General features: G+C 71.7%; 10 protein-coding genes and 1 pseudogene. 6 read left to right on the top strand and 5 right to left on the bottom strand.

Annotation, left to right across the window (positions count from 1 at the left end; genetic code table 11):
* The 4 genes and pseudogenes from KME80_RS21795 to KME80_RS21780 form a co-directional block, all read left to right on the top strand.
* A pseudogene (locus KME80_RS21795) lies at nucleotides 1–326 on the top strand (hypothetical protein); the annotation flags it as partial.
* 60 nt (nucleotides 327–386) lie between these two features.
* Nucleotides 387–1,550: a thiolase family protein gene (locus KME80_RS21790; protein ID WP_219507835.1), complete on the top strand. Its 1,164-nt coding sequence runs from the start codon at nucleotides 387–389 to the stop codon at nucleotides 1,548–1,550.
* Nucleotides 1,547–3,640: a 3-hydroxyacyl-CoA dehydrogenase NAD-binding domain-containing protein gene (locus KME80_RS21785; protein WP_219507807.1), complete on the top strand. Its 2,094-nt coding sequence runs from the start codon at nucleotides 1,547–1,549 to the stop codon at nucleotides 3,638–3,640. The genes KME80_RS21790 and KME80_RS21785 overlap by 4 nt, the downstream gene beginning before the upstream one ends.
* Before the next feature lie 92 nt (nucleotides 3,641–3,732).
* On the top strand, nucleotides 3,733–4,200 hold the full coding sequence (locus KME80_RS21780) for an SSI family serine proteinase inhibitor (protein WP_219507805.1): 468 nt from the start codon (nucleotides 3,733–3,735) through the stop codon (nucleotides 4,198–4,200).
* A 37-nt stretch (nucleotides 4,201–4,237) separates the two neighbouring features.
* Here the strand turns inward: KME80_RS21780 and KME80_RS21775 are convergent, their stop codons facing one another.
* Nucleotides 4,238–5,695, bottom strand: a complete 1,458-nt coding sequence (locus KME80_RS21775) for an amino acid permease (RefSeq protein ID WP_219507803.1) — start codon at nucleotides 5,693–5,695, stop codon at nucleotides 4,238–4,240.
* Nucleotides 5,696–5,735: 40 nt separating this feature from the next.
* Complete coding sequence (dxs, locus tag KME80_RS21770) at nucleotides 5,736–7,616, bottom strand: 1-deoxy-D-xylulose-5-phosphate synthase (protein ID WP_219507833.1); 1,881 nt, start codon at nucleotides 7,614–7,616, stop codon at nucleotides 5,736–5,738.
* 147 nt (nucleotides 7,617–7,763) lie between these two features.
* Between dxs and KME80_RS21765 the strand changes: the two genes are divergently transcribed.
* Together KME80_RS21765 and KME80_RS21760 are read left to right on the top strand one after the other, a co-directional pair.
* Complete coding sequence (locus KME80_RS21765; protein ID WP_219507801.1) at nucleotides 7,764–8,618, top strand: neutral zinc metallopeptidase; 855 nt, start codon at nucleotides 7,764–7,766, stop codon at nucleotides 8,616–8,618.
* Nucleotides 8,619–8,760: 142 nt separating this feature from the next.
* On the top strand, nucleotides 8,761–9,498 hold the full coding sequence (locus KME80_RS21760; RefSeq protein WP_219507799.1) for a neutral zinc metallopeptidase: 738 nt from the start codon (nucleotides 8,761–8,763) through the stop codon (nucleotides 9,496–9,498).
* Here KME80_RS21760 and KME80_RS21755 read toward each other — a convergent pair.
* The 3 genes from KME80_RS21755 to KME80_RS21745 are packed head-to-tail and all read right to left on the bottom strand — an operon-like array spanning nucleotide 9,495 to nucleotide 12,750.
* Complete coding sequence (locus KME80_RS21755) at nucleotides 9,495–10,703, bottom strand: ROK family transcriptional regulator (RefSeq protein ID WP_219507797.1); 1,209 nt, start codon at nucleotides 10,701–10,703, stop codon at nucleotides 9,495–9,497. The genes KME80_RS21760 and KME80_RS21755 overlap by 4 nt on opposite strands.
* Before the next feature lie 35 nt (nucleotides 10,704–10,738).
* Nucleotides 10,739–12,001 carry a sugar ABC transporter permease gene (locus tag KME80_RS21750; protein ID WP_219507794.1) on the bottom strand — a complete coding sequence of 421 codons (1,263 nt, stop codon included), beginning with the start codon at nucleotides 11,999–12,001 and terminating at the stop codon, nucleotides 10,739–10,741.
* Nucleotides 11,998–12,750 carry an ATP-binding cassette domain-containing protein gene (locus tag KME80_RS21745; protein ID WP_219507792.1) on the bottom strand — a complete coding sequence of 251 codons (753 nt, stop codon included), beginning with the start codon at nucleotides 12,748–12,750 and terminating at the stop codon, nucleotides 11,998–12,000. Before KME80_RS21745 ends, KME80_RS21750 begins: the two co-directional genes overlap by 4 nt.
* Nucleotides 12,751–12,772 lie beyond the last annotated feature (22 nt).

Here is a 12,772-nt window from a genome sequence, read left to right as displayed (position 1 = left end):
GGTGGGGCGGGTGGGCGGCCCCCCGCCACCGGAACGCCACCCCCCGCAGCGGGCCCGCCCGCGTCGGCGTGGCGTCGCGTTCGGGGGGAGCGGGCCGGGGTGGGCGGGGGGCGGCGTCCGGGTGGGCGGGGAAGGTGCCGGGGGATCCGTGGGATCCGGGGCGCGGGGCGCGTACGGGAGGGTGGGGGCGGGTGTCGTGGGCCTGTGCCGTCGCGGGGGTCGTGGCCCTGGTCGGCGCCCGCGCGCACCTGTGGGACCCGCACGTCGCCGCCGTGTACGCCCTGCTGGCCGCGACGCTCGTCTGCGGAGTAGTTACTGGCGAGTAGCATGGGCGAGGAAGCTGTCCAGCAACGAGGAGCGAATCCGTGCCTTCCTCTCGTGACGTCGTGTTCGTCGACGGCGTGCGCACGCCTTTCGGCAGGTCGGGGCCGAAAGGGCTGTACGCGGAGACCCGCGCCGACGACCTGGTCGTCCGCGTCATCCGCGAGCTCATCCGGCGCAACCCCGGCCTGCCGCCCGAGCGGGTCGACGAGGTCGCGATCGCCGCGACCACCCAGATCGGCGACCAGGGCCTGACCATCGGCCGTTCGGCCGCGGTGCTGGCGGGCCTGCCCAAGTCGGTGCCCGGTTACGCGATCGACCGCATGTGCGCGGGCGCGATGACCGCGGTCACCACGGTGGCGGGCGGCATCGCGTTCGGCGCCTACGACGTGGCCATCGCGGGCGGCGTCGAGCACATGGGCCGTCACCCGATGGGCGAGGGCGTCGACCCGAACCCGAGGTTCCTGTCGGAGAAGCTGGTCGACCCGAGCGCCCTGGTCATGGGCATGACGGCGGAGAACCTGCACGACCGCTACCCGTCGATCACCAAGGACCGCGCCGACGCCTACGCGGTGCTGTCGCAGGAGAAGGTCGCCAAGGCGTACGCCGACGGCAAGATCCAGCCCGACCTGGTGCCGACGGCGATCCGCACGGCCGAGAAGGGCTGGGGCCTGGCGGTCCAGGACGAGGCGCCCAGGCCGGGCACCACGGCGGAGGCGCTGGCCGGGCTGAAGACGCCGTTCCGGCCGCACGGCAACGTGACGGCGGGCAACTCGTCGGGCATCAACGACGGCGCCACCGGCTGTGTGGTCGCCGCCGCCGACGTGGCCGCGGAGCTGGGGCTGAGCGCGAAGATGCGGCTGGTGTCGTACGCGTTCGCGGGTGTGGACCCGGAGGTGATGGGCGTCGGCCCGATCCCGTCGACCGAGCGGGCCCTCCGCCTGGCAGGTCTGGATATTTCGGATATCGGGCTGTTCGAGATCAACGAGGCGTTCGCCGTCCAGGTCCTCGCGTTCCTGGAGCACTTCGGCATCGCCGACGACGACCCCCGGGTCAACCCCTACGGCGGCGCGATCGCCTTCGGCCACCCGCTGGCCTCCTCGGGCGTGCGGCTGATGACGCAGCTCGCCCGCCAGTTCGGCGAGCGCCCCGACGTGCGCTACGGCATCACCACCATGTGCGTCGGCATGGGCATGGGCGGCACCGTGATCTGGGAGAACCTGGCATGAGCGACATCGAGACCTGGCGCGCGCTGCTGAGCGACCGCAACGCCGACGAGGTGGTGACCAAGGCCCTCGTCCGCGACGTCGAGCTGCCCGGCGGCGCGGGCACGATGGCCCTCATCACGCTCGACAACGGCTTCGACCACACCAAGCCCAACACGTTCGGCCCGCACGGCCTGTTCGCGCTCAACGGCGCGCTGTCGGAGATCGCCGCCCGCACCGACCTGGTCGCGGTGGGCGTGACCGGCAAGCCGTTCATCTTCGGCGTCGGCGCCGACCTCAAGGGCGCGGCCCAGGTGACCTCCCGCGAGGAGGCGCTGGCCATCGGCGCGCTGGGCCACCACGTGTTCCGGCGGCTGGGCGAGCTGGGCATCCCGTCGTTCGCGTTCGTCAACGGCGCGGCCATGGGCGGCGGCCTGGAGATCGCGCTGCACTGCACCTACCGGACGATCTCCTCCGGCGTCCCGGCGGTAGCGCTGCCCGAGTGCTTCCTCGGCCTCGTGCCGGGCTGGGGCGGCACGCAGCTGCTCCCCCGCCTGGTCGGCCCGGCCAACGCGATCAAGCTGATCATCGAGAACCCGCTGAGCCAGAACCGCATGGTCAAGGGCGCGCAGGCGTACGAGCTCGGCGTGGCCGACGCGCTGTTCGAGCCCGCCGACTTCCTGGAGGAGTCGCTGCGCTGGGCCGCCCGCGTGCTCCAGGGCGCCGAGCAGGTGTCGCGCCCCGACCACACGGCGGGCGACTGGGACAAGACGGTCGCCGACGCCCGCTTCCTGGTCGACCTGAAGCTGCACGGCGCCTCCCCGGCCCCCTACCGGGCGCTCGACCTCATCGCGCTGGCCCGTACGGCCTCCCGCGACGAGGGCTTCGCGGCCGAGGACGAGGCACTGGCCGACCTGCTGATGAGCGACGAGCTGCGGGCCGGCCTGTACGCCTTCGACCTGGTGCAGCGGCGGGCCAAGCGCCCGGCCGGCGCGCCCGACAAGGCGCTGGCGCGCAAGGTCACCAAGGTCGGCGTCGTCGGCGCCGGGCTGATGGCCTCGCAGATGGCGCTGCTGTTCGCCCGCCGCCTGGAGGTCCCGGTCGTGCTGACCGACCTCGACCAGGCGCGCCTGGACAAGGGCGTCGGGTACGTGCACGCCGAGGTGGACAAGCTGCTGGCCAAGGGCCGGATCTCCGGCGACCAGGCCAACCGGCTCAAGGCGCTGGTGACCGGGTCGCTGACCAAGGACGCCTTCGCCGACGCCGACTTCGTCATCGAGGCGGTCTTCGAGGACCTGGCGGTCAAGAAGCAGGTGTTCGCCGAGGTGGAGGCCGTGGTCTCGGCCGAGTGCGTGCTCGCCACCAACACCTCGTCGCTGTCGCTGACCGAGATGGGCGCGGACCTGAAGCACCCCGAGCGGCTGGTCGGCTTCCACTTCTTCAACCCGGTCGCGGTCATGCCGCTGCTGGAGATCATCCGGGGCGCGGCGACGGACGACGCCACGCTGGCCACGGCGTTCGCCGTCGGCAAGTCGCTGAAGAAGTCGTCGGTCCTGGTCAAGGACGCCCCGGCGTTCGTGGTCAACCGGCTGCTCACCCGGTTCATGGGCGAGGTCATCACCGCCGTCGACGAGGGCACGCCGCTGGAGACGGCCGAGCACGCGCTGGACGGCCTCGGGCTGCCGATGACGCCGTTCGCGCTGCTGCAGCTCGTCGGCCCGGCCGTCGGCATGCACGTGGCCGGGACGCTGCACGAGGCGTTCCCGGACCGGTTCGGCGTCTCGGCCAACCTGGCCAAGCTCGTCGCCTCCGGCAAGCCCGGCGTGTACGGGGCGGACTTCTCGCTCGACCCCGAGGCGGTGGCGTTCTTCGCGGGCGGCGACCGCCCGTCCACGGCCGAGCAGGTGCGCGAGCGGGTGCTCGGCGCGCTGTCCGAGGAGATCCGGCTCATGCTGGAGGAGGGCGTGGTGGCCGCGCCGCAGGACATCGACCTGTGCATGATCCTGGGCGCGGGCTGGCCGTTCCACCTGGGCGGCATCACCCCGTACCTGGACCGCAGCGGTCACTCGCGGTCACGCTTCCTGCCGCCGGGGGTGGCCTCTCTCCCGGCTTGACCTGGTCTTTGAGGAGGTCCGCCCGGCGGGCCTCCTCAACGGCCGTCACTGTCCGTCGTAGCGTGTGGTCCCTCGCTACGAAGGGAGACACCATGTTGAAGGCGGTCGGCGCGCTGGCGCTGAGCGGAGCCTTCCTGTTCGCCGCGGCGGCTCCGGCGCTCGCGGATCCGGCCCCGCGATCGGACCAGCACTCGGACCAGCGATCGGCCCTGCGATCGGACCAGCGGCCGGAGCAGCGGTCGGAGCAGCGGTCGGAGCAGCGGTCGGCGCTGCGCGTCCTGGTCGCGGAGAAGGGCGGCGAGACCAAGGCCGTCACGCTGACCTGCGACCGTGACGGCGGCACCCACCCGTCGCCGCGCGCGGCCTGCCGGCTGCTGCGCAAGGCGGGCGGCGACCCGGCCAGGCTGGCGGCCTCGCCCGGCCAGGTCTGCACCAAGGAGCTGCGCCCGCACGCGGTCGTCGTGGCCGGCATGTGGCGGGGCAAGCCCGTCGTCTTCGGCCGCGTCTACAGCAACGCGTGCCTGATGCGCGCGGCGGGCGGGGCGGTCTTCACGCTCTGACCGCCCCTTCCGGGGGTGGCCGCCCGCCCCCGGACCGTCAGAGGCCCTGCCGGGCCCTGCTGTGGCGCCTGCCGTACAGGAAGTAGAGCACGGCGCCGATGACCATCCAGATGACGAACCGCAGCCACGTCTCGACGGGCAGGTTGAGCATCAGGTAGAGGCAGGCGAGCACGGCCAGGATCGGCAGCACCGGCACGCCCGGCGCGCGGAAGGCGCGTTCGAGCTCCGGCCGGGTGCGGCGCAGGATGATCACGCCGGCGGAGACGACGACGAACGCGAACAGCGTGCCGATGTTGACCAGCTCGGCCAGCGCGCCCAGCGAGATGAACCCGGCCAGCACCGCCGCCACCGCGCCCACGATCGCCGTCAGCAGCGCGGGCGTGCCGGTCCTGGGGTTGACCTTGGCCAGCGGGCGGGGCAGCAGCCCGTCGCGGCACATCGCGAACAGCACCCGGGTCTGGCCGAGCATGAGGATCATCACCACGGTGGTCAGGCCGGCGATCGCGCCGATGCTGATCAGCGTGGCCGCCCACGACTGGCCGACGGCGGTGAAGGCGTCGGCCAGGGGCGCGCTGCTGCTCAGCTCGGTGTAGTGCTGCATGCCCACCACGACGAGCGAGACCGCGACGTACAGGATCGTGCAGATGGCCAGTGAGCCGATGATGCCGCGCGGCACGTCGCGCTGCGGCTCGATGGTCTCCTCGGCGGCGGTGGCGACGATGTCGAAGCCGATGAAGGCGAAGAACACGATCGCGGCGGCGGAGAAGACGCCGAGCACGCCGAAGGCGACGGGCGTGATGCCGAACAGCACCTGGATCAGCGGCGCCTGGACGCCCTCGACGGTCGGGGTGGCCTCGGGCGCGGGGATGAACGGCGTGTAGTTGGCCGCCTTGACGAAGAACAGCCCGGCCACGATCACCAGCAGGATGACGGCGACCTTGATGACCACGATGGCCAGGTTGACCCGGGAGGACAGCTTGATCCCGGCGATCAGGACCCCGGTGAGGATCAGCACGATGATCATCGCGGGCAGGTTGACCACCGGCTCGTCCCCGGCGATCGAGGCGGGCAGCTCGATCCCGATCGAGGACATCAGCGAGGCGAAGTAGCCTGACCAGCCGACGGCGACCACGGCCGCGGCCAGGGCCATCTCCAGCAGCAGGTCCCAGCCGATGATCCAGGCGGGGAACTCGCCCAGCGTGGCGAAGGCGAAGGTGTAGGCGGAGCCTGCCACCGGGATCGTGGAGGCGAACTCGGCGTAGCACAGCGCCGCCAGGCCGCAGACGACCGCGGCGACCACGAACGAGATCGCCACGGCCGGACCGGCCATCTCCTTGGCCACCTGGCCGGTCAGCACGAAGATGCCGGTGCCCACGATCACGCCGATGCCGAAGACGGTCAGGTCCACGGCGTTCAGGCGCTTGCGGAGCTGGTGCTCGGGGGCTTCGGTGTCGCGGATCGACTGCTCGACACTCTTGGTGCGAAAGATATCCACGGTGAGCGACCTTCCCCCACCGCGGATGATCAACCGCCTGCTACGAAGGGCTTACCACGGGGGAACCGCGCCGGGCGACGGCCTCGGTGATCTGCCGGGCCAGGTCCTGCCCGGTGAGCCCGATCCGGCCGAGGATGGCGGCCCGCTTGGCGTGGTCGAGGAACTCCTGCGGGATGCCGTAGGAGCGCACCGGCACGTCCACGTCGGCGTCGCGCAGCAGGCGCGAGACGGCGTCGCCGACGGCGCCCACGCGGCCGTTGTCCTCGACGACGGCGACGAGCTTGTGCGCCCGCGCCGCGCCGACGAGGGCCTCGTCGAGCGGCTTGACCCAGCGCGGGTCGACCACGGTCGAGGAGATGCCCTGCGCGTCGAGCAGGACCGCCGCCTCCATGCACGCCTGCGTCATCGGGCCGACGCCGACCAGGAGCACGTCGGGCTCGCCGGAGGCGGGCTCGCGCAGCACGTCCATCGTGCCGAGGCTGCCGACGGGTTCGACGGCCTCGGCGACCGGGCCCTTGGGGAAGCGCAGCGCGGTGGGCCCGTCGGAGACGGCCACCGCCTCGCGCAGCAGCTCGGTGAGCCGCCTGCCGTCGCGCGGCACGGCGACCCGCAGGCCGGGCACCACCTGGAGGATCGACAGGTCCCACATGCCGTTGTGGCTGGCGCCGTCGTCGCCGGTGACGCCCGCCCGGTCGAGCACCACGGTGACCGGCAGGCGGTGCAGCGCCACGTCCATCAGGAGCTGGTCGAAGGCGCGGTTGAGGAAGGTGGCGTAGACGGCGACCACGGGGTGCATGCCGCCGAGGGCCAGGCCGGCGGCGCTGGTGAGGGCGTGCTGCTCGGCGATGCCGACGTCGTAGATGCGCTCGGGGAACGCCTCGGCGAAGGCGGCCAGGCCGGTCGGGTGGAGCATCGCCGCGGTGATCGCCACCAGGTCGTCGCGCTCGTGGCCGAGCCGGACCAGCTCCTCGCTGAAGACGTTGGTCCAGATGCGGCCCTTGGGCTTCTCGGCGCCGGTGGCGCGGTCGAAGGCGCCGGGCGAGTGGAACTGGTCCTCGTCGTGGTTCTCGGCGGGGCTGTAGCCGCGGCCCTTCTGGGTGAGGGCGTGCACGATGACCGGGCCGCGGAAGCCGCGGGCCTTGCGCAGGGCCGCCTCCATGGCCTGCTCGTCGTGGCCGTCGATGGGGCCGACGTATTTCAGGCCGAGGTCCTCGAACATGGCCTGCGGGGCGATGACGTCCTTGACGCCCTTCTTGATGCCGTGCAGGGCGTCGTACAGCACGGGAACGTTCCCGATCTTGCCCTTGACGTACTCCAGCATGTCCTCGTAGCGGCGGTTGACGCGCAGCGACGACAGGTGGGAGGCGAGCCCGCCGATGGTCGGCGAGTAGGAGCGGCCGTTGTCGTTGACGACGATGACGATCGGCAGGTCCTTGGCCCCGGCGATGTTGTTGAGCGCCTCCCAGGCCATGCCGCCGGTCAGCGCGCCGTCGCCGATCACCGCGACGACCGTGCGGTCGTGCTCGCCGCGCAGCTTGAACGCCTTGGCCAGGCCGTCGGCGTAGGACAGCGCGGTCGAGGCGTGGGAGTTCTCGACGAAGTCGTGCTCGGACTCGGCCCGGCTCGGGTAGCCCGACAGGCCGCCCTCCTGCTTGAGCGCGTCGAACCCGGCGGCCCTGCCGGTCAGCAGCTTGTGCACGTAGCCCTGGTGCCCGGTGTCCCACACGACCGGGTCGCGGGGGGAGTCGAAGACGCGGTGGATGGCGATGGTCAGCTCCACCACCCCCAGGTTGGGCCCCAGGTGCCCGCCGAACTTCGCGCACGAGTCGACGAGCAGGTCCCGCACCTCACCCGCCAGCCGCGGCAGCTCCTCGGCAGCGAGCCTCTTGACGTCGTGCGGTCCCTTGACTGAGTCCAGCAACCCGCTCACGGATCAGACTCCCCTCTGGTCTTGTACGCCGACGCAAGGAGTCTAGTTCGCGGACGACACGCTGACCTCATCGAGTCAAATGCGCCCACATTTGTCAGAACTTGACCTAGTCTTTCCCTCACTATGAACACTCTCCCCATGAAGAAACTGTCGTCACTGCTGGCTGCCGGGGTGATCGTCTCCCTGGCGGGCGCGGGGACGGCGGTCGCCGAGGCGAACACTGCCAAGGCAGCAGCACAGAACGTCGCACAGGTCACGCAGGCTCAGCAGCAGCAGACGACGACCGCCGTCCCCCGGGGCAAGGCGGCCGCCACGCACAACCCGCTGTACAAGACGGGCCGGCTGGCCTCGTCAAACTGCCGTCCCGGCAGCCTGCCCCGGGGCAGCACGGCGGCCTACAAGCGCTTCCTCAGCCGGGTCACCAACTGCCTGAACAAGTCGTGGGCCTCGCAGTTCCGCAAGGCCCGCCTGTCGTTCAGCAAGCCGCGGCTGCGCATCACCACCCGTAAGCTCAGCAGCCCCTGCGGGCGCTGGGTCGGCGGCGCGGACGGCTACTACTGCTCGTCCAACCGCACGATGTACATGCTCATCACCAAGACCCAGCTGCGCAACCCCGACCCGATCGGCATCGCCCGCCTGATGGCGCACGAGTACGGCCACCACGTGCAGGCGATCTCCGGGATCTGGAACTACTACGGCCCGGCCTACAACCGCGCCAGCGGCTCCGCCAGGCTCCAGCTCTCGCGCCGCTCGGAGCTGCAGGCCGAGTGCTTCTCCTCGGTCTTCATGCGCTCGGTGCGCGACACCCTGCCCGTCGACTCCGGTCGCTGGGCGCAGATCGTGGACTGGTTCCACGACCACGGCCACGAGGGCTGGGCACAGAACGACCACGGCAAGGGCCCGTCGCAGGCGTTCTGGATGAAGCGGGGCTTCAGCTCCGCCTCCCCGGGCTCCTGCAACACCTGGCGGGTCTCGTCCCGCTACGTCGCCTGATCCTGCCCGTCCGTGCGGCCGCACTGCTGCGGTGCGGCCGCACCTTCTGGCGACAAATGCCACATACAACCCTCCAAAAACACCATGAACTGGTCTAGTATCCGCGATCGTGCGTACTCCCCTTATCGCAGCCTCTGTCTGCATGATCGCGGGTCTGGCCCTATCTGGTACGGCTAGCGCCGAGACGAAGTCCGCGAGCTCGGGGCTGCCGGCCGTACTGACCAAGAACAAGATCTACCGGTCGGGCACCCCCTCCACCCTGACCTGCGCGATCCCCGAGATCCGCGAGGGCAGCACCTCCTCCGTCAAGACCTTCCACCGGGCCATGGCCAGGTGCGCCAACCGCTTCTGGGCCGCCCGGTTCAAGGCCGCCGGGATGCGCTACTCGCCGCCGAAGGTGTCCGTCACCTCCGGCAGCCGCTCGGTGTGCGGCACGATCACCACGAACGGCGCCCAGTACTGCCCGGCCCAGCGCACGATCGCGATCCGGATCCAGAAGCGCGACCTGCGTGACCCGTTCAAGATGAACATCGCGCACTCCGTCGCCCACGAGTGGGGCCACCACGTGCAGGAGCTCACCGGCATCCTGGACGCGCAGAACCGGCTCTACTGGCGGGCCGGCGCCAAGGCCCGCACGACGCTCAGCCACCGCCTGGAGATGCAGGCCGAGTGCTTCGCCGGCGTCTTCTACAGCGCCGCGATCGACTCGGTCGACCCGGGCATCACCTGGGGCCAGTGGGTCGACGCCATCCGTCAGGCCGACGAGAGCAAGGTCCACGGCAAGCCGCGCAACCTCGCCTACTGGCAGAACCGCGGCTACAGCGGCGGCTCGGCACGCTACTGCAACACCTGGACGGCGCCGAACTCCCGCGTCGCCTAACTTCCGGCCCTGGCCAGCACCTCGAGAGGGTCGGCGAGCACGTGGGCGAAGGCCAGCTCGGCCGCGCCCACGAGCGTCGCGTCGTCGGCCAGGGACGAGGTCCGCAGCCGCAGCCGCTCGCGCTGCGGCGCCATCGCGTGCAGGGTCAGCCGGCTGCGCACCTGGGCCGCCGAGCCGAGGTAGACCTCGCGCAGCATCCCGCCGAAGATCACCATTTCCGGGTTGAAGATGTTGACCAGGTTGGCGATGCCCAGGCCGAGCCAGTCACCGACCCGCTTGAGCGCCTCCTGCGCCACGATGTCGCCCCGGTCGGCTGCCTCGACCACCGCCCGGACCGCGTCGCGGCCGTGCTGGCCGGAGCGGAACCGGCCGGCCGCCTCCAGCAGCGCCCGCTCCCCCACCTCGGCCTCCAGGCAGCCGTGCGAGCCGCAGCCGCAGGCCCGGCCGCCCGGGTTGACCACGATGTGGCCGACCTCGCCGCCGTAGCCGTCGTGGCCGCCGAGCAGGTGGCCGCCGGTGATGATGCCGCCGCCGATGCCGACGTCGCCGTGCAGGTAGATCAGGTCCTTGACGGCGGCGCCGACCCCGCGGCTGTGCTCGGCCAGCGCCGCCAGGTTGGCGTCGTTGCCCACGCTCACGGGCAGGCCCAGGCCGAGCCTGCGGCCCAGCTCCTCGCCGAACGGCACCGCCTCCTCGACCCCCAGGTTGGGGCCGAAGGCGACCACGCCGTCGGCCTTGCGCACCCCGCCCGGCACCGCGGCGGCGGCGCCCACGCAGACCGTGTCGTCGCGGGTGCGGCGGCGCATCTGGCGGGCGAACCCGGCCAGCACCCCCGCCAGCTCGCCCAGCGCCGGCGACCCGCGCTCGCGCGCCACCTCCCGGCGGTCCAGGATGAGCCCGCCGAGGCCGACCCGCGCCACCGCGAGCCGGTCGGGGCTCACGTCGAAGGCGAACACGTACACCCGCGACGACTCCGGGCGCACCACCAGCGACGGGCGGCCGGCGCGGCCCGTCTCGCGCGGCAGCTCCTCGCGCACCAGCCCGGCGGCCGTCAGGTCGGAGGTGAGCGCCATGATCGTGCTGCGGTTGAGCCCCATCCGCGAGGTCAGCTCGGCCCGCGAGATCGGCCCGCCCAGGTGGACATGGCGAAGCAGCGCGCCGAGATTGTGGCGCCTGATGTCCTCCTGCGAGGGGCCGGCACGCATCGTCTGAGGTTCCTTCAACGGGTGGAAGTCGCTGATCACCTTAGACCAGCGGAGGCCGCCCGTTTGCGCGCCAGCGCGTCCACGCCCGCGGCCAGCAGCAGGACGCATCCGGTCACCAGATACTTCACGCTGGAGCCGTAACCCATCAGGGCCATGCCGTTCTCGATCACCGCGACGACCGCGCCGCCGAGGATCGCGTCGACCACCCGGCCCTTGCCGCCGAACAGGCTCGTGCCGCCGATCACCGCCGCGCCGACCGCGTACAGCAGCACCGAGCTGCCGCCCGTGTTGGGGTCGACGGAACTGGCCCGGGAGGCGGCGATGACGCCGCCGACCGCCGCCATGGCCGAGCAGATCACGAACGCGCTGACCTTGATCCGGTCCACCGCGATGCCGGCCCTGCGGGCCGCCTCCGCGTTGCCGCCGACCGCGTAGATGTGCCGCCCGAACGCGGTACGGCGCAGCACGAACGTCCACAGCACCAGGAGCGCCAGGATCACCGGGACGACGATCGGCACGCCGGTGAGCGAGGTGATCAGCGGGTTGCGGCTGCGCTCCAGGTTGAGCACGTACACCGCCAGGCCCGCGATGACCGCCAGCGAGCCGACCCGGACCGCGATCAGCGACAGCGGGTCGGCGACCAGCCCGCGCCCGGCCCGCCGCCTGGCCCGGACGAGCTGGACGGCCGCGTAGATCGCCACGCACGCCGCGTACAGCCCCCAGCCGAGCCACGGCGGAAGGTTGCGGCCGGCGATCGCGACGATCACCTCGTCCCTGATCGAGATGTTCTTGCCCTCGTCGACCAGCACCAGCACCAGGCCCTGGAAGGCGAGGAAGGCGGCCAGCGTGACCACGAACGACGGGATGCCGACCTTGGCCACCAGCGAGCCGAGCACGACGCCGATGACCGCCCCGGTGGCGACGGCGGCCAGCACGCACACGTACCACGGCAGGCCGAGCGAGGTGAGCGTCACCGCGAGCACCGCCGCGCAGACGCCGCTGGCGAACCCGGCCGACAGGTCGATCTCGCCCAGCAGCAGCACGAACACCAGGCCCATCGCGATCACCGTGACCGCGGCGCCCTGCGTGAACAGGTTGGCGAAGTTGATCGGGCTGAGGAAGGACGGGCGGGCGATCGCGAAGACCGTGCAGAGCACGACCAGGCCGAGCACGGCCGGCAGCGCGCCCATGTCGCCGCCGCGCACGCGCTCGGCGTAGGCGCGCACGCTGTGCCCGATCGACGGGGCCTGCGCCGCGGTGGCGATGGCCTCGCCGGGCAGTTCCTTGACCTTGTTCATGACACGATCCCCAGGTCTCCGCTGCGGCCGGACGTGATCAGTTCGACGACCTGCGCGTGCGTCACGTCGGCGGTCCTGACCTGCGCGGCCATCCTGCCGAGGTAGAGCGCCGCGATCTGGTCGGAGACGGCGAACACGTCGTTCATGTTGTGCGAGATGAGCACGACGGCCAGGCCCTTGTCGGCGAGCCTGCGCACCAGTTCGAGCACCTGGGCGGTCTGGGCGACGCCGAGCGCGGCGGTCGGCTCGTCGAGGATGACGACCTTGCTGTTCCACAGCACGGCCTTGGCGATGGCGACCGTCTGCCGCTGGCCGCCGGACAGGCTGGAGACCTGCTGGCGAATCGACTTGACGGTGCGCACGGACAGGCTGCTCAGCGTCTTCTCGGCCAGCTCCTCCATCGACGCCTCGTCGAGCACGAGGCCCCGGCGGCGCTCGCGGCCCAGGAACATGTTCTGGACGATGTCGAGGTTGTCGCAGAGCGCCAGGTCCTGGTAGACGATCTCGATGCCGAGCTCGCCCGCGTCGCGCGGGCCGTGCACCTGGACCGGGCGGCCGTCGAAGACGATCTCGCCCGAGTCGATCGGATAGATGCCGCCGACGCACTTGACGAGCGTCGACTTGCCGGCGCCGTTGTCGCCGACCAGCGCGGTGACCTCGCCCGCATGGGCGGAGAACGCGACGTCGTGCAGGACCTGCACGGGCCCGAAACTCTTGTCGATCCCGCGCACTTCGAGCAGGGGGGTCATGTGGCTCCCTCGGGTCGGGCCC

It is taken from the genome of Nonomuraea ceibae (assembly GCF_019396325.1).
In the GTDB taxonomy this organism is placed as follows: domain Bacteria; phylum Actinomycetota; class Actinomycetes; order Streptosporangiales; family Streptosporangiaceae; genus Nonomuraea; species Nonomuraea ceibae.
This window is presented reverse-complemented; position numbering and strand designations above follow the sequence as displayed.

What these genes read in the sequence shown, in the direction of transcription:
- KME80_RS21785 (WP_219507807.1), top strand. Translation starts at nt 1,547, where the DNA reads ATGAGCGACATCGAGACCTGGCGCGCGCTGCTGAGCGACCGCAACGCC.
- KME80_RS21780 (WP_219507805.1), top strand. Translation starts at nt 3,733, where the DNA reads ATGTTGAAGGCGGTCGGCGCGCTGGCGCTGAGCGGAGCCTTCCTGTTC.
- KME80_RS21765 (WP_219507801.1), top strand. Translation starts at nt 7,764, where the DNA reads ATGAAGAAACTGTCGTCACTGCTGGCTGCCGGGGTGATCGTCTCCCTG.
- KME80_RS21760 (WP_219507799.1), top strand. Translation starts at nt 8,761, where the DNA reads ATGATCGCGGGTCTGGCCCTATCTGGTACGGCTAGCGCCGAGACGAAG.
- KME80_RS21755 (WP_219507797.1), bottom strand. Translation starts at nt 10,703, where the DNA reads ATGCGTGCCGGCCCCTCGCAGGAGGACATCAGGCGCCACAATCTCGGC.
- KME80_RS21750 (WP_219507794.1), bottom strand. Translation starts at nt 12,001, where the DNA reads ATGAACAAGGTCAAGGAACTGCCCGGCGAGGCCATCGCCACCGCGGCG.
- KME80_RS21745 (WP_219507792.1), bottom strand. Translation starts at nt 12,750, where the DNA reads ATGACCCCCCTGCTCGAAGTGCGCGGGATCGACAAGAGTTTCGGGCCC.